Source organism: Neoalteromonas arenosi, assembly GCF_030362855.1.
Taxonomy (GTDB): domain Bacteria; phylum Pseudomonadota; class Gammaproteobacteria; order Enterobacterales; family Alteromonadaceae; genus Alteromonas_E; species Alteromonas_E arenosi.
Window position 1 is genome coordinate 339881 of sequence record NZ_JAUCBP010000007.1, and the last position, 20693, is coordinate 360573.

Below are 20693 nucleotides of genomic sequence, written 5' to 3' on the forward strand. Positions count from 1 at the left end.
AACAAACTGTAAATTTGTTTAAACCCGACTGAGGGCCGTACTAACCGCTGTTAGTTACTCGCCTAGTCAACATTGATACACATTGCCAGTTGCAAGGATGCAACGTTAAACAACCGGCGCCGTGTATTGACCTTGATTAGCGCCAGTAATTTTCAGGTTTGCTACCCCCGAAGTCACATAATGTAAGAGGAATATAGGAGGCTACGATGGCCCAAATCAAACAAGGATTAGTGTTCACCACAGTAGTTGTGACACAAAACGAATTAGCGCTGATGTTTCGCGATGAGCAATTTGAAGCGGTGTTAGCGCCAGGTAAACATCGCTTTGTAAACGCCAGTAAAGCACTTACTTGGCAAGTGTTTGATACTAAAGGCTTGTACTTCACAGATGCCAACGCCCAACGCTTGGTGCGTGAAAACGCTGAACTGCAAGAGCACATTCAGTTTTGGCAGCTAGCTAGCAATGAAGCAGGTTTGCTTTATGTTGATGGCCAAATGCGCGGGATTGTAGCCCCTGGGGATAAGTTGTTCTTGTGGAAAGCAGCTGGCGAGTTGCGCCTAGAGCGGATCAACTTAGACGAGCAGCTTAGTGTTAATACTGGCGTATTAACGGATATTAAAAACCGGGGTTTAAATGCAGCGACTAACTTAATTGCCAGTGCAGCAGTGGTGCGCAGAGTGCCTGTACTAGAAGCGCGGGTAATGGCGAATCATGTAGGGCTGTTGATGGTTGATGGCGCGTTACAAGAAGTATTGCAGCCTGGTGTTTACGGTTTCTGGCAGCTTAGCCAGCATGTGGAAGTGAAAGTCTTCGATTTGCGTAAGCAAACCCTAGAAGTCGCAGGGCAAGAGATTCTGACAAAAGATCGCGTATCAATCAGAATCAATTTGACAGCTACTATCAAGGTCGAAGACGCAGTATTGGCAGCAGAGCAAGTGGATGACATTAACGCGTTCATCTACAAAAGCGTGCAGTTAGCGCTACGGGAAGCTGTTGGTACCAAAACGTTGGATGATCTTCTTGCTGACAAGTTGTACGTCAATGAGACGGTAAGTGCATTAGTGAGTGATGAGTTACATCAAGTGGGTGTGCGGTTGTGCCGGGTGGGGGTAAAAGACATCATTTTACCTGGCGAGATCAAAACGATTTTGAACAAAGTGGTCGAAGCGCAAAAAAGTGCCGAAGCTAACGTGATCAAAAGACGTGAAGAAACCGCTGCAACCAGAAGCTTGCACAACACCGCGAAAATGATGGAAGGCAACACCACGTTGTTGCGCTTAAAAGAGTTAGAGGCGCTCGAGAAAGTCTCAGAGCGAGTAGGCAGCTTAAATGTTTACGGCGGATTGGAGCAATTATTGACCCAGACCGTCAAATTGAGCTGAGTTACTTTTGCTGCCAAGGATGGCGGCAGTTTTACATTCAGGGAACATTAATACAGGAGGGAGGACAATGACTGATGCAGTTAAGGCACGCATTGATGCCGAACTCAGCGCAATCGAAAGCAAGTACAAGGTTCGCGTTTTAATGGCGGTTGAATCGGGTAGTCGGGCTTGGGGCTTTGCCTCAAAAGACTCCGATTATGATGTACGGTTTTTGTATATGCGCGAGCCTGAGTGGTATTTGTCGCCTTTCGTTGAATCCAAGCGAGACGTGATTGAATTGCCCATTGAGGATGAGCTAGACATCAATGGTTGGGATTTGCGCAAAGCTGTTAAGTTGATGGCAAAGTCAAACCCAGCATTATTGGAATGGTTTAGTAGTGACATCGTGTATCGGGAAGAAGAGGGCTTTCGAGCCACGTTTGCGCCATTATTGGCTGCGTATTATTCGCCCCGAGCGGGATTTTATCACTACTTACATATGGCCAAAGGTAACTTTCGGGAGTATCTCAAAAGTGACTTGGTCAAGACTAAAAAATACTTTTACGTGTTGCGTCCCATACTGTGTATGCGCTGGATAGAGTCGCATAGCAGTATTCCACCGCTGTTTTTCGAAACACTGGTGGACAAAACGGTCGAAGACACCGAGTTAACAAACGCTATCGCCGAGTTGCTAGTGCGCAAAAAGGCGGGTTTTGAGACTGATTACGATCGACCGATACCGGTCATCAGTGCTTTTCTTAAAGCCGAACTGGCAAGACTCAGTGATTGTGCTGCGGCTATAGCCGTGAATCGCAAGTCTACCGATGACTTAGCTCGGTCCTTTGTACGTTATGTGGGAAACGCATAGCGCGTTGTAAAACAAAGAGGAATTACCATGCCTGTGGTAACGCTGTTGCAAGCGAAAGAGCAACAAAAGCCGGTCAAAATATGGACCGATGAAGTGGAGCATGAAGCATTGGCGCAAATGCGGCGAGTGGCAAGCTTGCCATTCATTTATAAGCACGTTGCGGGAATGCCGGATATCCACTTAGGGAAAGGTGCAACCGTAGGTTCGGTTATTGCGACTACTGATGCTGTGATCCCAGCTGCGGTTGGAGTTGATATCGGCTGCGGTATGAACGCAGTGCGCTTGTCCCTAAAGGCGAGCGATTTGCCTGACAACTTGGCGCGAGTTCGCGCGGCGATCGAAGATGTGGTGCCCTTAGGTGCTGGCGGATTTCATCGCAAAGAACAAATCCGCGGTGGCGATGCAATCGCGCGGAGCCTTGATGTTATTTTGGAAAAACATCCGGACATCAACAAACACGGTAATGCGCGCAAGTATGCGCATCAGATGGGGACTCTGGGTTCAGGGAATCATTTCATTGAACTGTGTTTGGATGAAAATGATGATGTCTGGGTGATGTTGCATTCGGGCAGCCGTGGGATCGGTAACATGATTGGTCAGTACTTTATTCGTTTGGCCAAGCAAGACATGCGCGTGCATCAATTGAATGTGCCAGACAAGGAATTGTCGTATTTACGCGAAGGAACAGAACACTTTGACGACTATGTCGAAGCGGTAGATTGGGCGCAAGCATATGCCATGTATAACCGTGAGCATATGATGAATGCAGTGCTAAGAGTCTTGGCTGACCATTTGAAGCGCTTTACGGTGACGAAAGAGGCTATTAACTGTCATCACAATTTTGTTGATCGCGAATGGCACGACGGCAACCACGTATGGGTTACTCGTAAAGGGGCAATTCGTGCGCGTGCAGGCGAGCTAGGTATTATTCCAGGCTCGATGGGCGCAAAGTCGTACATTGTTCGCGGTAAAGGTAATGCCGAGTCATTTTGCAGCTGTGCCCACGGTGCAGGGCGCAAGATGTCGCGTACCGCAGCAAAAAATCGTTTCAGAGTCAGTGATTTGGAGCGTCAAACGCAGGGTATTGAATGTCGTAAAGACAAAGGCGTGTTGGATGAAATTCCAGCGGCGTATAAGTCCATCGACAAAGTCATGTCACTGCAAACTGATTTGGTGGACGTTGTTCATCAATTAAGACAAATCGTAAATGTAAAGGGTTGATTAGATTGAATAATCATCAATTAAACAGGAGCGTTACGACACTCATCTAACACCTTATCTGGCGTTAGTTGAGTGTCAATTAACGCCAATATTGAAGTATAGGGTGAATGTGATGAAACATTCCGAACGAGTTCGGCTGCGAGAGCAAGCTGAACGCCTCGATTTTGAGCGCAAAACTTTGCGTATCAGTTCGCGTGTAGTGAGACAATGCCAGGAAGACGTGATTGCGCAGAACTTGGCGCGCAAGCCGAAAGTTTTTCGCCATTCGAATACCTTGGTTTGTAAAGTTGCCGATAAAGCGCCAAAACTGGTTAAGGACCAGCATAGCTTGAATGCGGTTGAACACATGGCGCGTATTGCAACCTATCGCGATGTTGACTCATGGCAGCCACAGGGCAAAGGCTACCGCACCTTGTTGGTGTCACTGGCTGAACACTTGTTTGCTGCTTATCCAATGCCAGAGTTTATCTGGAGCGTGTTTTGGGCAACGGCTGATCGGCAGATGATGAAGCAGGTAGCTCGTATTGCTTATGGCACCAGTGTTTTTGCTTTGTGTGAATCAGGTTCACTACCTGTGCCGCTAACGCGTCGACAGTGCCATGCACTTATGCAGTTACCAGCTTCATTGAATTTTATCGAAGCCATTCGTTATGTTCAGGTAATGAGCTGCGGTGGAAGCTACGCCTTGTTTCAAGCATGGAGCAAGTTGCGTCCCATTATGGTCATTCAAGAGCCAGCGATGGAGCAATTTTGGCAGCAAGTTTTACTCTGGTGCTGCAAACAAACGGAATTATCTGTTCAGGTGTTGCCTCAGCTCGTTGAATACTTGCGCGTTCGCAAGGGCGCTGATCGTCAGTTTGTGCTGCATAAACAAAGCTATAAAAATGTGCTTTATGCGATGTACGAATGGCAGCGACATGAGGCTATGCGCAAGAAAGCGAGTGGACAGAATTTGCCTGAATCTGGTTGGCTACCACTAGATTGGAAAGAGTCTATGAGCACCAAGCGCGGTCGCATTGTCACTCAGCAATGGCAGGTTGATGAGATCCTTTCAATCGAGCGTTTGCTCGCGGAGGGAATTGCCATGAACCATTGTGTTTATGGCTACCGCAATGCGATTAAGCGCGGCAATTGCTCGATTTGGTCGTTACGACATAATCAGCAGCGAGTAATTACAATCGAAGTTAACAATGCCTCTAGGCGAGTAGTGCAAGTGAAAGGTAAATACAATCGCGAGCCAAGCAATGCTGAACGACAAGCTGTTGTGCACTGGGCGGTGAGCAACAATTTGCGTCTGAATTAAGTGCATAGCGCAAAATAATCGACTAGACTAACCTTATGCCGAACGCCACGTTGTCTTATGCAACGTGGCTTTCGGCAACTCCAAAGGTTGAAGTTGTATAGTGCCATCGATAGAGAAGTTCGACTTGAGTTTAAAATCTTGTATTACCGCTTTTTTGTGGACGTTATTACTGTTAATAACTCAACCCACCTTGGCGGCTATGCCCAATACACAGTTTCATGACCAAAGCCATTTTCCGATTGCCCCAGCGTTCGATGTTTATATAGATGCAAACAATCAACTAGATATTCAAGCCGTTCGCGAGCTAGGTGATGACCAATGGCAACCAGAAACGCCAGCATCTGCAAGCTTCGGTTTCACGCAAGCGGCGTATTGGACTCGTCTTGAATTGGTCAATCAAAGCAGTCAAACCCAAAATTATGTGGTTGAAATAGACTACACCTTGCTCGACAGTGTGACCTTCTACCCGTTTAGAGCGGGGCTTGCACAACAATCGATTCAAACCGGCGATACGTTGCCCTTTTATCCGCGCGAGATAGATCACCCCAGTCAGTTATTAGGTCTGCAATTGGCGCCACAAGAACGAGTTGAATTGTACGTTCGGGTCGTAACGGATGGCTCTATGTTGATCCCCATGCGTTTGTGGGAGGAGCGTGCCTTTTTCGAATCTGCTGCCGTCGCGCAAAAGGTCCATTTTTTATATTACGGTGCAATATTGGTGATTGTACTTATCAATATTGCCGTGTTTGTAACCTTACGCGAGCGTTTGTACTTGTATTACGCACTGGCTACAACAGGGTACTGGCTATTTTTCGCGACCAGTAGAGGTTATTTCCAACAGCTAATACTGCCGGATAGCCCAGATATTAGTAGTCGTATATTTCTGATTTCCATGCCTGCTTTAGCGCTTTTTTCGCTGTTGTTTGCACGTCAGTTTTTAAAAACTGCGCAGGTCACTCCTCGATTTGATTGGGCGTTGAAAGCCATGATTGGCTTCGAAATGTTCAATCTTACCCTGGCAATTTTTGGCGACTACAACACGGTGGTCAAAGTGTCAGCCGTCGGAGCTGTGTTGCTATTTAGCGTTTTGTTTGTTGCTGGCCCCTTAGTGACACGAGTGCGGCGCACGGCTGGCTGGTATTTCACTGTTGCATGGACGCCATTGACTATTGGGTTTTTCGCGACATCAGGTCGCACATCAGGATTCTTGCCCAATACGTTTTTTACCGAGTATGCCATGCAAATCGGTTCAGGATTAGAGGCGCTCATCTTAACCTTAGCATTAGCGGATAGGCTCTACACCGAACGAGAAAATAAAATTAAAGCACAGGAAGCGAGTATTCAAACGGAGAAGGCACGTAGCGAGACCCAAATGCAATTGGCTGACGCGTTATCACGCGACCCTGTTACGGGGTGCTCTAATCGCAATCGCTTGGAGTTATTGATAGGTAAAACGATAAAACAATCCCCGGACAAAAAGTTAATCGTGGCATTGGTTAAGGTATCTAATTTTGACGACATCGCTCGAACTCTTGGTTTGTCCCGTGCTGAAGCGATTCTGAAAAAGTTTGCCCGTAAATTGAGTGAGCATCATCGAGATATTAACGGGGTAGTGACGGCAACGCGTTTTTCGGGTGAGACGGAATATATTTACCAAATTGCGCGCGACACATTTTGTTCAGTAATAGAGCAAGCCGCATTTGAAGAAAAACCAGAGAAATACTATCAGACTCTGGTGAACTTGGTCGAGCCGATAGGTTTGGACGGTATGCACATTGATATTTCGCCAGTGTATGGCTGCTCTCTCTATCCACAGCACGATGATGTGCCGTCAAATTTGATTAAAAAAGCCCTGATTGCGGCTAATCAATCGAATCTATCCGCAGGAACAATGACGCTTTATCACGATCGGATGGATATTTATGATGAGAACCAACTCACCATCGTCGGTTTGTTGCGGGATGCATTGCGCAATTCGTCATTGAACTTACTCTATCAACCCAAGTTTGATATCGCCTCTGGCAAAGTTGTAGGTATTGAAGCATTAGCACGTTGGCATCATGCAGATTTGGGCGATATTTTCCCGGATAAATTTATTCCCTTGGCCAAAAGTTCTGGGTTGATCCATGAGTTAACATTATGGGCCATCAGACAAGCGCTAACTGATTTGAACAGATTGAGTGAACTGGGTTTTGACGGCAGCATATCCATCAATATTTGTGCTCAAGATCTGCAATTTAAGCACTTTGGTCAAGAAGTTACCGAAATACTCAACAGCTTGGAAGTGGACGCTCAGCGGGTCTACTTAGAACTTACTGAATCCGATGCTATGGAAGACCCCAAAATTGGTATTGCGATGCTTAATCAACTAGCCAAAACTAAGGTTAAAATTTCTATCGATGATTTCGGGACCGGATACTCATCGCTGTCGTATCTTCACAAATTACCCGCCTCTGAAATAAAGCTTGATCGATCGTTGATACATGATGTTTCAACTGATACCAATACTGCGGTAATTGTCAGTACATCTGTCATGATGGCCCATGCGTTGGGCTATACGGTAGTTGCAGAAGGCGTGGAAGACCAATCCACTTTGGACAAACTAAAAGAGTTCGATTGTGACGTGTATCAAGGGTATTTCGGTGGTCGACCGCAGTCAGTTGAGCAATTGATTCAGAACTTTTTTCAAGCCTAATGTTCAATAGTAGGAGCGCAGGTCTGTATTGATGCATTACTGAGAGTGAAGTTGGACAGTTTTTTGCAATAGATTCACGGTATGTGTTTTTTGCACAAATTAGAGGAAGCGTATGAAAAAGTTACACAAATTAGGTACATGTGCATTATTGGCGTCTGTGCTTGTTGTTGGATGTGAATCAACTGGAAACAACACCCAAAAAGGTGCAGCGATAGGCGCGGTAATCGGCGCTATTGCCGGCAAAGGCACCGGCGATCACGATAAAAGCCGGTATGTTTGGGGCGCCGCATTAGGCGCAATAGTCGGTGGTGCTATTGGTGCATACATGGATGAACAAGAAGAGGCGCTTCGCGAGGAGTTGGCCGATTCTGGTGTGGAAGTGTATCGAGAAGGCGACACCATTCGACTGGTAATGCCGGGAAATATTACCTTTGCAACCAATAGCTCGGAAATTCAGCCCAGCTTTAATGAAGTACTCAACGATGTAGCATTAGTTCTGAATAAGTATGACAAGACGAAGCTGCAAATTGCAGGGCATACGGATTCAAGCGGTGATGCACAATACAATCAGCAACTATCTATTATGCGAGCAAATAGCGTTGCGGCTTACTTGGTTAGCGCGAACATGAACGAAGCGCGCTTGCAAACGGTAGGCTTTGGTGAAACTCAGCCCATTGCGAGCAATGAGACCGCCGACGGTCGAAGCCAAAATCGCCGCGTTGAATTACAAATTATTCCACTGACTTAAGTAATCCAATTAGTAAGTTTGCGTTTGCGGCAATCTATGATTGTCGCAACAAAACGACACAATTCCCTTATGTGTTATTCATTCGTCTTAGTGTAAGATCAGGTTAAGTTTGCACAAGGATTAGGGAAATTTGTGAAGTTAACCACCCAGAGTCTTAATAACCCAACGGCTGTGATCATTATTACCCTCATGGTAATTGTTTTGGGTGTTATTTCCTTACTTCGTATCCCCGCGCAGCTATTGCCAAACATTGAGAAGCCGGTTATTACGGTGATCAGTTCGTGGCCGGGCGCTTCACCCGCCGAAATCGAATCAGAACTAACTGTGCCGATTGAAGAAGTGCTCGTAGGCACACCAGGGATGACTGATATGTTGGCGTGGAGCATGTCAGATTTCGGTTTTATGCAGTTGGAGTTTGCACTTGAAACGGATATGACGCGGGCATTAATTGATGTGATAAGCCGTTTAAATCGATTGCGACCTTTACCGGCAAATGCTCAGCGACCACAGATAATGATGGGTGAGTGGGGTGACGCGAATGACACGTTGATTGACTACTTTATCCAAAATGACGCATCCGTCAGTGAGCAACAAAAGCAAGCCAATAGTAAGTTTATTCGCGATAATATTTTGCCTGAGTTGCAGGCGTTATACGGTGTATCGCGCATAGAGTTTGACGACGGTAGTTGGGGCGATGGTGAACAACTGCAAATTATCTTTGATATTTTCCGTGCTGCGGAACTCGGTATTGATATTGCCCGAGTACCTAGTTTAATCGGCCGGTCACAGGATATGTCGAGCGGCTTTGTCGATGTAGGTCGCAAACAATATACAGTCCGCTTTGAGGGCCGTTACGACGTCGATGAGCTTGCAGCATTGATTCTGGAAGAGCGCAATGGCGTGGAGATCAGACTTGCAGATATAGCCAAGATTGAAATCGGCCCCGGACGAGCCGGTGGATTTATCTATCAAAATGGCAATCCAGCGTTTCGTCTAGCCGTATCAAAAACCAATGACGCCAACGTGTTAAAAGCACTTGATGGCGTTAAACAAAAAATGGCTGAACTCAATGAGACCGTATTTGCCGAACGTGGTTTGAAGGCGCAGTACTCATTTGACCCTGGGCGCTACATCCAGCGCTCAATGGGCTTGTTGGGCAGTAATTTGGCGCTGGGAATGTTGTTTGCTGTTACCGTGTTATGGCTGTTCCTGCGCAAATGGCGAGCAACGCTGTTAATTGCTGTTGCCATACCGGTTTCCCTGTTAGCGACTTTCATCATATTGGGCCTAACTGGTCGCTCGCTCAACGTTATCTCACTGGCCGGTTTAGCCTTTGCCTCGGGAATGGTGCTGGACGCTGCGATTGTGGTGCTGGAAAACATTGTACGTCTTAGAGAGCGCGGAGAGGATATCGCTACAGCGAGCGATAAAGGAGCGACACAAGTGTGGGGAGCTTTGTTGGCATCAACAGCGACCACTGTTGCGATTTTTGTTCCCATAATGTTCTTAGAGGATGCTGAGGGTCAAATGTTCGCTGATTTGGCACTGACCATTGCTATTGGCATCAGTGTTTCTTTGGTTGTTGCTGTTACCTTATTGCCAACAGGGGCCAGATATTTACTCAAGGGCAAACACTCTTCAGCCCTGACATCCGACCCCAAACGTTGGGAAGCTCTGGCCGATGGTCTTATGCGGTTGACCAACTCTCAAGGTAAACGCTCATTTTGGATCGCAGGTCTGATCGTTATACCGATCACCTTAACCATTACCTTATGGCCAGATAGCAACTATTTACCACCGGTTAAACGCGATACCGTCGACAGTTTTTTGTTCTTCCCGCCAGGCACTAACGTAGCGACTGCCGATCGTGAAATTGCCCAAGTTATTGCTAAGCGATTAGAGCCACATTTAAATGGTGAGAAGCAACCCGCGGTGCGCGACTATTTTTTCTGGTCGTTTCCCGGTGGCTCAGGTGGGTGGCTAGCTTTAAACGGCGAGGACGGCACTGATTTAAATCAGCTCCAACAGACGATTCAAATGGATATCATCAGCGGCATTCCTGATATGTTTGGTTTTTCAATGCGTCGCAGTTTGTTCGGCGGGTTTAGTGATTCCAACAGTGTGCGATTGGAGATGACCAGTACGGATCTCGATGCAGTAAAACAAGCTGCAATGGCTGGAATGGGCATAGTCATGCAATCAATCCCCGGTGCCACAGCTAATCCAGAACCCGATCCCTTTTCGGACTCTACCGAATTGCGTTTTATTCCCAATGACAGTCGCTTGAAGGAAGTCGGTTGGGGCCGTGAAGATTTGGCCGTAGTCATTTCCCAGCTCGGTCAGGGCATGTGGATGGGTGAGTACTTTGATGGTGCCAAACGACTGGATATTTACTTAAAAACAGCGCGTTTTGAAACCCCAGAGCAATTGGCTGATCTACCCGTTATGACCCCGCGGGGCGGAATAGTACCATTGGCCGAGTTGGTTGAAATTGACATCGTTTTAGCCCCAAGTGCAATTGCCCGTACTAATCGCAAACGTGGCTATACACTGAGCATAAACCCACCTGAAGGGATGTCTCTAGAGGGCCTTATTAACGAATTAGAGGCTAAAGTTGAACCGGCATTGCGTGCACAATTACCTGCAGATGCGCAAATCAAATACAGTGGTAGTGCGGAAGATTTAGCGCGTGCTATTTCCACCTTGAGCGTGAATTTTGTCATGGCGTTTTTACTTTTATTGTTAATTATGGCGGGTTTGTTTAAGTCGCTCAAAGCGGCGGTACAGGTGTGTATTGCACTACCTCTTGCCTGTGTGGGCGGCGTGTTAGCATTGCAATTATTGGATATATTTAATCCGCAACCGTTAGATTTACTCGGCATGATAGGATTTATTATTTTACTTGGATTGGTGGTCAACAATGCCATTCTACTAGTGTCGCAAACCCGCGATGGCTTGAAATCTGGATTGGCAGTAGAAGAGGCTGTGCGCAATGCACTTAGCATTCGCTTGAGACCTATTTTTATGAGTACGTTAACCAGTCTGTTTGGCATGCTGCCACTTCTGTTATTCCCTGGGGACGGCAGTGATATTTATCGCGGCATGGCTGCAGCAATCGTCGGTGGAATGTCGGTATCAACCGTATTTACCTTGATTTTGTTGCCGTGTTTATTGCAATTTTCTTTTCAGCGTTCGAGGGCATAATTGTTGAAACAGCTACTTACCATCGTGGGATTGAGCTTAATGCTCCTAGTATCTACCGACCTACTCGCGAGGCAAATGCCACCCGCGGATGTTGAAGTCTATGAGATTAATGTTCGAGCAATGGCACCAACTATCGCTTTGAAAGGCGAGGTGGCGTCGTTGCAAGACGCAGTGTTATCAGCCGAAGTTGAGGGGCTGCTTGAAGACATTTTATTAGTGGGAGCAGTTGTCAAAAAAGGTCAGGTTATTGCGCAGCTCAATCGCGACCGGATGAGTTGGCAGATGCAACGCGCCGAAGCTGAGCTTGCCAGTTTACGTGCAGATTTGGCGTTTCGTCGCTCTGAGGTCGAGCGCTTTACTGTGCTTGCCAGCCAAGACAATGCATCAAAAACGCAGCTACAACGGGAGTTAGCTAATACACAAATGCTTGAACAGCAAATTGTACTTGCTCAAGTTAATCTGAATGAGGCGCAGCGCTTGCTCGCTGATACTGCGATTAAAGCCCCATTTGACGGGGTGTTGGCTGCACGTCACGCACAAGTTGGCGAGCTTATTCGCGTTGGCGATCCGTTGGTTAGATTAGTTAATACAGAGATCAAAGATATTGTTTTGCCAACACCAATCCAGTATCAAAGTTTTATTTCTGTAGGCACGCCGCTCTTGGTGGAGTACCGCGGAAAAACGTTAAACCTACCTATACGCCATGTTGTCCCTATCGGTGATCCCAATTCGCGTATGATAGAAGTACGTATTGATGCCAATAAGACGCCTTTGCTAGTGGGTGACGCTGTAACAGTATCGGTGCCTAAAGCGCATTCAAGTGATGAGCCCGCTGTACCGCGTGACGCGCTCATTATCAGAGGTGCTCAGACCTTCGTGTACCGGGTAAGCGCCGATCAGCAAGCAGAGCAAGTCTTGGTAAAGGTAAGATTTGCCGACGGTGACTGGATCGTAGTGGATGGGCCAATTAATGCGGGAGACCGTATTATTGTACGGGGGGCCGAGCGGCTTCAGCCAAATGCAAAAGTGAATGTGAAGAATCCATAAGTTGTTGTAGTTATCCAATCAAATCAACAAGGGTGACTTGAGATGAAAAAGAATTTAGTACTTACGACATGTTTAGCAGCAGGGCTTATATTTGGCGGTACAACTGTCAATGCATACGGTCAAACGGAAGCTGTTGAGCAAGACATCGAGGTAGTTTCAGTCAAAGGTCAGCGCTCTATTGAATATTACGTACGGGAATACGAGCGCGCTAAAGTGGCTATGTATGATGTATTTAATCGTATAAATACCGAACGTCAATTTGCGATTGATTGCCGAATCGTGAAACCGATTGGTACTCAAATTGCGCAACGAGAATGTCTACCGCGGTTTTACCGTGACGAAACCGCCTATCAAACGCAATTAGTGTGGTTGGGCGTAAGCAACAATTTCGTCGTTGATGGTGATCAGATTAACTTTTTGACCAAGGAGAAACAGGCAGAGTTTTACGCGCACATTGCTAAGTTGGCGGAAGATTCACCAGAGCTGCTGGCTCATTTGCAAAACATTTCGAGTAAACTCGAAGCGTTGATGGTCAGAAAGTACGGCGATCCAGACGCAATTGAGTGAAGTTTGAATCGTATGCAGCAAGCCTTATTAGGCTTGCAGGCGAAGGCTACAGAAGGTATACTACGCGGCAATTAGTGAGACGGGCTCCCTCTTCGGAAAGTAACGTTTCACGCGAGGCACTTGTTGTGAAGTCAACATGCCGATTCATTTTTGGAAAACTGGTGAGTTCACAAGTGTTTCCAGCCAGTATATGAGCCCCGCATTAGTCCGGGGTTTTTTGTTGGTAAATTTCAGTATCGGCACGTTGGTTGTAAAGTGCACTTCAGTTGGGCTATAGGCCCTTTTTTCGTATTTGGAGGTTTGTTTGTCGCAACTTGAAAAACGGCTAACAACAATGTTAAACGCGCCAGTTGAAGCGCTTGGTTTTGAGCTCGTCGGCGTAGAATTTGTCCGTGCGGGTAAGCATTCGATTATGCGTGTGTACATCGACCACGAAAACGGTATCAACGTGGACGATTGTGCCGAGGTAAGTCACCAGGTAAGTGCGGTACTGGATGTAGAAGATCCAATCAGTACTGAATACAACTTAGAAGTATCATCTCCTGGAATGGACCGCCCGCTATTTAAAGAGCAACACTATGCTGCCATTGTTGGTGAAGTAGTGAATGTTAGGTTGTCGATGCCAATGAATAATCGACGCAATTTTAAAGGAACACTTGTGGCCGTTGAAGACGGCGTTATAAGTGTTGAAGTTGATGGTCAAACGTTCGACTTGGCGTTTGCGAATATAGAAAAAGGGAACCTAGTTCCAACGTTTGATTAACAGCATCGAATCGCTGTAATTGTCAATGAGGCAAGAGATGAGTAAAGAAATTTTGTTAGTGGCGGAAGCCGTATCGAATGAAAAAATGGTTCCTCGTGAGAAGATTTTCGAAGCGTTGGAATACGCATTAGCGAGCGCCACTAAAAAGAAAAATGAAGGCGAGATTGAAGTGCGCGTATCCATTGATCGCGACACTGGTGATTTTGATACCTTCCGTCGTTGGTTAGTAACGCCTGACGATCAGCCGCAAGAAAATCCGTATGCAGAAATGACCTTATCTGCAGCACAGATTGACGACCCGGAAGTTCAAGTAGGGGATTACGTAGAAGAGCAGATTGAATCAATCGCGTTCGACCGTATTACTACGCAAACTGCCAAGCAAGTTATCGTACAAAAAGTCCGCGAGGCTGAACGTGCGCAAATGATTGCTGAATACGAAGATCGCGTGGGTGAGCTGGTTACGGGTACGGTTAAGAAAGTTAATCGCGACAATATTATTATTGACCTTGGCAACAACGCTGAAGGCGTTATCTTCCGCGACGATATGTTGCCGCGTGAAACGTTCCGCCCTGGCGACCGCGTACGCGGATTACTTTACGTCATTCGCCCAGAAGCACGTGGTGCACAATTGTTTATCAGTCGTACTCATCCTGACATGTTGGTTGAGCTATTCCGCTTAGAAGTACCGGAAATTGCTGAAGAAACGCTTGAAATTAAATCTGCGGCGCGTGACCCAGGTTCACGGGCAAAAATTGCAGTAAAAACCAATGACAAACGCTTAGATCCGGTAGGAGCGTGTGTTGGTATGCGTGGTTCACGTGTGCAAGCGGTTTCTGGCGAGCTCGGTGGTGAGCGCGTCGATATCGTGTTGTGGGATGAGAATCCAGCGCAATTCGTTATCAACGCCATGGCACCTGCTGAAGTGGCATCAATTGTTGTTGACGAAGATAACGGCAACATGGACGTAGCAGTAGAAGCTGACAACCTAGCACAAGCAATCGGTCGTAGCGGTCAAAACGTTCGCCTTGCCAGTCAATTGACCGGTTGGGAACTCAACGTTATGACAGTTGAAGATCTCAACAACAAGCACGCTGAAGAAAATGCAAAAGTGTTGGAAGTCTTCACTGCAGGTCTTGATATTGATGAAGACTTTGCCACGGTGTTGGTTGACGAAGGTTTTACGACGTTAGAAGAAGTCGCATACGTACCAGTCGGTGAGTTACTAGCGATTGAAGGTCTTGACGAAGAGACGGTTGAAGAGTTGCGTAATCGCGCACGTGCAACCTTGACTACTCAAGCACTGGCTAACGAAGAGTCGTTAGAAGCAAGTGAGCCAAAAGAAGAACTTCTTAACCTTGAAGGTATGGAGCGCCACGTGGCGTTTGTATTGGCAAGCCGCGGCATCACTGATCTTGAGTCGTTAGCCGAGCAAGGTACAGATGAAATCAGCGATATTGAAGAACTAGACGAAGAAAAAGCCGGCCAGCTAATTATGGCTGCGCGTAACATCGTTTGGTTTAGTGAAGAAGAATAAGGTCAACGAGAGGAAATTCCAGTAATGGCAGAAGTATCCATTGAAAAACTCGCCAGTGATATTGGCACAACGGTTGACCGTCTGTTAACTCAGTTCAAAGACGCCGGTATTACTAAAAGTGCGTCTGATAGCGTGACTGAAGACGAAAAGCGTCAGCTGTTAGACTTTTTAAGCAAGCAGCATGGCGGCACTGGCTCTGAAGCGCCCAAGCGCATGACATTGCAGCGCAAAACTACCAGCACATTAAGTGTTGGTAAGTCCAAAGCGGTCAAGGTTGAAGTACGCAAAAAGCGTACTTACGTCAAGCGTACCGAAGTTGAAGAGCAGCGTTTAGCTGAAGAGGAAGCGCGTCGCAAGGCTGAAGAAGCAGAGGCGCGTTTGAAAGCTGAAAAAGAGGCGGCTGAAGCAGCTAAGAAAGCGGCTGAAGAGAAGGCGCGCAAAGCGGAAGAAGCGCGTAAGGCACAAGAAGCTGAACGTGCAGCGCGCGCTGAAAAGGCAAAGAAAGAGGCGGAAGAACGCAAAGCAGCAGAATCGGCACTGACGCCTGAAGAAAAAGCTGAACAAGAAGCGGCACGCAAAGAAGAAGAGCGACTTAAGAAGCAGCAGGAAGAAGAAGCACAGCGCAAGCTTGAAGAAGACGCTAAACGCGCTGCTGATGAAGCACGCAAGCTAGCGGAAGAGAACGAACGTCGCTGGAAGGAAGAGGAAGAACGTCGTAAGCGCGAGGAAGCTGAAGAAGTTCACTTGCACTCCAACCGTTATGCTCAAGAAGCGGAAGACGAAGAAGACATGCAAGTTGAGCGCTCTTCACGTCGCCGCAAAAAGTCGCGCAAGAATGCCGGTGAAGACTTAAAACACAGCTTTAATAAGCCAGCACAACCCGTTGAGCGTGTTGTTAAACTGGGTGAAACCATCACTGTAGGTGAGTTGGCGAGTCGTTTGGCAGTTAAAGCGAACGAAGTTATCAAGACCATGATGAAAATGGGCGAGATGGCAACGATCAACCAAGTACTTGATCAAGACACTGCTGTACTTGTGATTGAAGAAATGGGTCACAAGTATGAGTTGGTGAATGACAACGCTTTAGAAGAAGAATTGATTGCAGATTCTAACTCGGGTGAGAAAACGACTCGTGCGCCGGTTGTAACCATTATGGGTCACGTTGACCACGGGAAAACGTCACTGCTTGACCATATTCGTCGCGCTAAAGTAGCAGACGGCGAAGCGGGTGGTATTACCCAGCATATCGGTGCATACAGCGTAGAAACTGATAAAGGTCGAATCGCATTCTTGGATACGCCTGGACACGCAGCATTTACAGCAATGCGTGCGCGTGGTGCTACCGCAACTGATATCGTTGTATTGGTTGTGGCGGCTGATGACGGCGTTATGCCACAGACTAAAGAGGCGGTTCAGCACTCGCGTGCAGCGGGCGTACCATTGATTGTTGCGGTCAACAAAATGGATAAAGAGACAGCTGACCCCGATCGCGTAAAAACCGAGCTTTCACAATTAGAAGTTATTTCTGAAGAGTGGGGCGGTGAGCACCAGTTCGTCAATGTATCTGCCAAAACGGGTATGGGGATTGATGAATTACTCGATGCTATTACCTTGCAAGCAGAGCTACTTGATTTACAAGCGGTTAGCAAAGGCGCAGGTCGCGGTATCGTTATTGAGTCACGCTTGGATAAAGGTCGTGGTCCAGTTGCATCGGTATTGGTGCAGCAAGGTGAGTTGCGTACTGGTGACATTTTACTGTGTGGCGAAGAGTACGGTCGTGTGCGTGCGATGCGCGATGAGAACGGTAAAGAAGTTAAGGTTGCAGGTCCATCAACGCCAGTAGAAGTACTCGGCCTTTCAGGCGTACCTATTGCTGGTGAAGACGCGTTAGTGGTACAAGACGAGCGTAAAGCGCGTGAAGTTGCCGCTAAACGTCACGCTAAACAGCGTGAGCTGAAACTAGCCAAGCAGCAAAAAGCGAAACTGGAAAACATGTTCGCTAACATGGAAGCCGGTGATGTGAGCGAGTTGAACGTTGTACTTAAAGCTGACGTTCAAGGCTCTGTAGAAGCGATTTCTGAATCACTTATCAAGCTGTCTACTAGCGAAGTTAAGGTTAACATCGTCGGTAGCGGTGTGGGTGGTATCACGGAAACTGACGCCAGCTTAGCTGCGGCTTCGAGTGCAATTATCGTAGGCTTTAACGTTCGTGCAGATGCTACAGCACGCCGCGTGATTGAAGCTGAAGAAATTGACTTGCGATACTACAGCGTAATCTACAACTTGATTGACGAAGTTAAGCAAGCGATGAGCGGTATGCTTGCGCCAGAGTTTAAACAAGAAATCATGGGACTTGCCGAAGTGCGTGATGTGTTTAAATCACCGAAACTGGGTGCCATTGCAGGTTGTATGGTTACCGAAGGTACGGTTAAACGCAGTAACCCAATCCGCGTATTGCGCGACAACGTCGTAATTTACGAAGGTGAACTTGAGTCATTGCGTCGCTTTAAAGACGACGTACAAGAAGTTCGCAACGGTATGGAGTGTGGTATCGGCGTGAAGAACTACAATGATGTAAAAGTCGGCGACCAGATTGAGGTCTTCGAGGTTGTTGAAGTTAAACGCGAAATCTAGCATTTCAATTGCCAAATAAGCGTTGAACGGAGGCATAAGCCTCCGTTTTGCGCTCTGAGAAAGATTTAGGAGTACACCATGGCACGCGAGTTTTCTCGAACTGACCGGGTAGGCCAACAAGTCCACAAAGAAGTGGCAAGTATTTTACAAAATGAAGTAAAGCATCGCATTCCCGAGCTGATTATGGTGACGGTTTCTGGGGTGGAAGTGTCGCGCGACCTTGCACATGCAAAGGTTTTTGTGACCTTTTACGACAACGACGAGAAGGTTGTTGAAGCAAACTTAAAGCTGCTACAGGAGCAAAAAGGTATGGTGCGTTCGTTACTGGCAAAGCGCCTGCGCATGCGCTCGGTACCGGCTATCCATTTCTTCCGTGATGCATCGCTAACCGAAGGGATCCGCATCTCAAATCTTGTTTCACAGACTATCGCTGATGATAAGCGCAGAGCCGGTGAAGAGCCAAGCGATACGGACGAACAAGACTAGTGGGGCGACGCAATAAGGGGCGTGCCATCCACGGCATGCTTATGTTGAATAAAGGCCTAGAGGTTTCCTCGAATGACGCCTTGCAACGCGTTAAGCGCTTATATAAAGCAGCAAAGGCAGGCCATACTGGTGCTTTAGACCCTCTCGCGACCGGCATGCTACCGATATGTTTAGGTGAGGCCACTAAGTTTTCCCAGTTTTTACTCGATGCCGATAAAACCTATGAAGTTGTTGCGACTTTTGGCGTTCGCACTACCACTTCAGATGCTGATGGTGAAGTTGTTGCAGAAGCTGACGTTGACCTAAGTGAAGAGCAGTTGAACCAGCTCATTGATGAGTTTAAAGGGCCCAGTAAACAAGTGCCTTCCATGTATTCGGCGTTAAAACACAACGGAAAACCTTTGTATTGGTATGCGCGACAAGGAATAACCGTTGAACGTCCTGCTCGTGATATCAACATTTTTGTATTGGAGTTATTGAGCTTTGACGGCACGAATGCCCATATGCGTGTGCATTGTTCTAAGGGTACCTACATCCGCACGCTAGTGGATGATATGGGCCAGGCGGCAGGTTGTGGTGCCTATGTCTCCAAGTTACATCGTGTAGCCGTTTCGCAATACAGCGCTGAACCCATGTATACATTAACTGAGCTTGAAGCCATGCAAAGTAGTGACGAGGGCGATTTTAGTGCGCTAGATCAGCTCCTTCTACCCATGGAGGCAGCAGCCATGGATTTACCGGCAATGGATGTTGACTTCGCACTAGGTGATAGGTTTTTACACGGTCAAAGCGTTCCGTGTTCGATTGCAGCTGAGCTCGGTCAGTTTGTGCGGATTTATCAACAATGTGAAGAAGGTGAAAAACGCTTTATTGGCGTGGGTGAACACATTGAAAAAGCCCGCGATCAATCGCCGCAACTATTTGACCGTTACACTTTTGTACGCCCAAAGCGGTTAGTGGTGTTCAATTAAATCGTTATTTACTACCAACTTTACTTGCGTTAAGCGGCGGCATCGCTATAATACGCGCTCTTTTGGAATGGGCTGAATTAGTGATTGGTCATTCCGGTATTTAAACTCATTAGGAGAATCCTATGCTCACTAAAGAACAAACAGCAGAAATCATTGCTGAATATGCAACTAAAGAAGGCGACACTGGTTCACCTGAAGTACAGGTTGCATTGTTAACGCACAACATCAACAAGCTTCAAGGTCACTTTGCGAGCAACAAAAAAGACCACCACTCACGTCGTGGTTTGTTACGCATGGTAAGTCAGCGTCGTAAAATGCTTGACTACCTTAAAGGCAAAAACGCTGAGCGTTACACTAGCCTAATCAAGCGTCTTGGCCTACGTCGTTAATCGACTGCCAAGTCCAAAAAAAAGCGCCATATCGGCGCTTTTTTTGTGTCTTTAACTTTCTGCTATGAGCTTTAACTAGCCTAAGGACCTGTACTCGCTATTTTAGTCGCTAAATTACGCACTTCAGTTTCAACCTGGTTGAGGCGGGTAACAAGTGCTGCATTGCGCTGTTCTAGCAGAGTTAGCCTTTCCGTTGCCGCTTGCAGGTCGCGTTGTGTGCTACCAGCGCTAACCGATGCGCGTTCAAGTTGAACGTTTAACGACAACACTTCACTGGCTAAGCTATCGACCTGAACTAATAGGTTATCAAGTGTCTGCTTGTTGGTTGTACCTGTAGATGCATTCGTGCTTGTGGTGGAGCGCAATGCTGCGACTTGCTCATCAACTTTAGTTGTCAGATCGCCGAGTTCTTTTTGGTTGCGACGCCACGCCGATGCCCATAATTTATCCATTTGCTCCCACAACTCATCGGCGCGATTGGAAAGCTCGGATACTTTTACTTGCAGAGCAACGGTTGACTCTCCCAGATCTTCGCCGGTTGCCGACAAGCGATTCTCTAAATCAGCGATCCGCGCTTCTGCATTTTGCGCTGCACCAAGCTGCGTTTGTAACTGCATATACAAGTAACCCGCTGCACCACCAGCACCCAACGCTAAGATCAGTGCAAAAGTCGCTAAACCGTTACCCCCTGAGCTATTGCTGGAACCCGCAGGGGCAGCGCTTGCTGTTGTTTTTCCTCTTGCCGGCGGAGTTTTCTGTTGATGACCGCGTCTATCCTCTTCATCAAGTTTGATTTGTGGAAAGTCATCATTGTTATTTGCAGCCATAAAATTCCAAACTGAAGTTACTAAAATTCATAAATCTGCGCTCATGATACCGTTTTCGAGATCCATATACCATGT

The 20693-nt window shown here is 47.1% G+C and carries 16 protein-coding genes; 15 read left to right on the forward strand and 1 reads right to left on the reverse strand.

Features of this window, described 5'->3' with window-relative positions:
• The first annotated feature begins 206 nt into the window (after positions 1-206).
• The 15 genes from QTP81_RS07955 (at position 207) to rpsO (ending at position 19791) form a co-directional block, all read left to right on the forward strand.
• Positions 207-1382: a slipin family protein gene (locus QTP81_RS07955; RefSeq protein ID WP_289364822.1), complete on the forward strand. Its 1176-nt coding sequence runs from the start codon at positions 207-209 to the stop codon at positions 1380-1382.
• 67 nt (positions 1383-1449) lie between these two features.
• The gene (locus QTP81_RS07960; protein ID WP_289364823.1) at positions 1450-2229 is read left to right on the forward strand and encodes a nucleotidyltransferase domain-containing protein; all 780 of its coding nucleotides are present in this window, start codon (positions 1450-1452) and stop codon (positions 2227-2229) included.
• Positions 2230-2256: 27 nt separating this feature from the next.
• Positions 2257-3450: an RtcB family protein gene (locus QTP81_RS07965; RefSeq protein ID WP_289364824.1), complete on the forward strand. Its 1194-nt coding sequence runs from the start codon at positions 2257-2259 to the stop codon at positions 3448-3450.
• 112 nt (positions 3451-3562) lie between these two features.
• Entirely contained in the window at positions 3563-4753 is a 1191-nt protein-coding gene (locus tag QTP81_RS07970; RefSeq protein WP_289364825.1) for a PcfJ domain-containing protein, read from the forward strand.
• A gap of 124 nt (positions 4754-4877) precedes the next feature.
• Complete coding sequence (locus QTP81_RS07975; protein WP_289364826.1) at positions 4878-7448, forward strand: EAL domain-containing protein; 2571 nt, start codon at positions 4878-4880, stop codon at positions 7446-7448.
• Positions 7449-7560: 112 nt separating this feature from the next.
• The gene (locus tag QTP81_RS07980; RefSeq protein WP_289364827.1) at positions 7561-8196 is read left to right on the forward strand and encodes a YiaD family glycine zipper/OmpA-like lipoprotein; all 636 of its coding nucleotides are present in this window, start codon (positions 7561-7563) and stop codon (positions 8194-8196) included.
• A 132-nt stretch (positions 8197-8328) separates the two neighbouring features.
• A complete protein-coding gene (locus QTP81_RS07985; protein ID WP_289364828.1) occupies positions 8329-11400 on the forward strand; it encodes an efflux RND transporter permease subunit in 3072 nt (1023 codons plus the stop codon).
• A 39-nt stretch (positions 11401-11439) separates the two neighbouring features.
• Complete coding sequence (locus tag QTP81_RS07990; RefSeq protein WP_289364829.1) at positions 11440-12447, forward strand: efflux RND transporter periplasmic adaptor subunit; 1008 nt, start codon at positions 11440-11442, stop codon at positions 12445-12447.
• 42 nt (positions 12448-12489) lie between these two features.
• A complete protein-coding gene (locus tag QTP81_RS07995; protein WP_289364830.1) occupies positions 12490-13014 on the forward strand; it encodes a hypothetical protein in 525 nt (174 codons plus the stop codon).
• 304 nt (positions 13015-13318) lie between these two features.
• Positions 13319-13777 (forward strand): ribosome maturation factor RimP, encoded by a 459-nt coding sequence (gene rimP / locus QTP81_RS08000; RefSeq protein ID WP_289364831.1) that lies wholly within the window; start codon positions 13319-13321, stop codon positions 13775-13777.
• Positions 13778-13814: 37 nt separating this feature from the next.
• A complete protein-coding gene (nusA, locus tag QTP81_RS08005) occupies positions 13815-15311 on the forward strand; it encodes a transcription termination factor NusA (protein ID WP_289364832.1) in 1497 nt (498 codons plus the stop codon).
• Between the two features lie 24 nt (positions 15312-15335).
• Positions 15336-17945 (forward strand): translation initiation factor IF-2, encoded by a 2610-nt coding sequence (gene infB, locus QTP81_RS08010; RefSeq protein ID WP_289364833.1) that lies wholly within the window; start codon positions 15336-15338, stop codon positions 17943-17945.
• Positions 17946-18023: 78 nt separating this feature from the next.
• On the forward strand, positions 18024-18431 hold the full coding sequence (gene rbfA, locus QTP81_RS08015) for a 30S ribosome-binding factor RbfA (protein WP_289364834.1): 408 nt from the start codon (positions 18024-18026) through the stop codon (positions 18429-18431).
• Entirely contained in the window at positions 18431-19402 is a 972-nt protein-coding gene (gene truB / locus QTP81_RS08020) for a tRNA pseudouridine(55) synthase TruB (RefSeq protein ID WP_289364835.1), read from the forward strand. Before rbfA ends, truB begins: the two co-directional genes overlap by 1 nt.
• A gap of 122 nt (positions 19403-19524) precedes the next feature.
• Positions 19525-19791 carry a 30S ribosomal protein S15 gene (gene rpsO / locus QTP81_RS08025; RefSeq protein WP_289364836.1) on the forward strand — a complete coding sequence of 89 codons (267 nt, stop codon included), beginning with the start codon at positions 19525-19527 and terminating at the stop codon, positions 19789-19791.
• Positions 19792-19871: 80 nt separating this feature from the next.
• Here rpsO and QTP81_RS08030 read toward each other — a convergent pair whose 3' ends face one another.
• Positions 19872-20618 carry a hypothetical protein gene (locus tag QTP81_RS08030; RefSeq protein ID WP_289364837.1) on the reverse strand — a complete coding sequence of 249 codons (747 nt, stop codon included), beginning with the start codon at positions 20616-20618 and terminating at the stop codon, positions 19872-19874.
• Between the last annotated feature and the right edge of the window lie 75 nt (positions 20619-20693).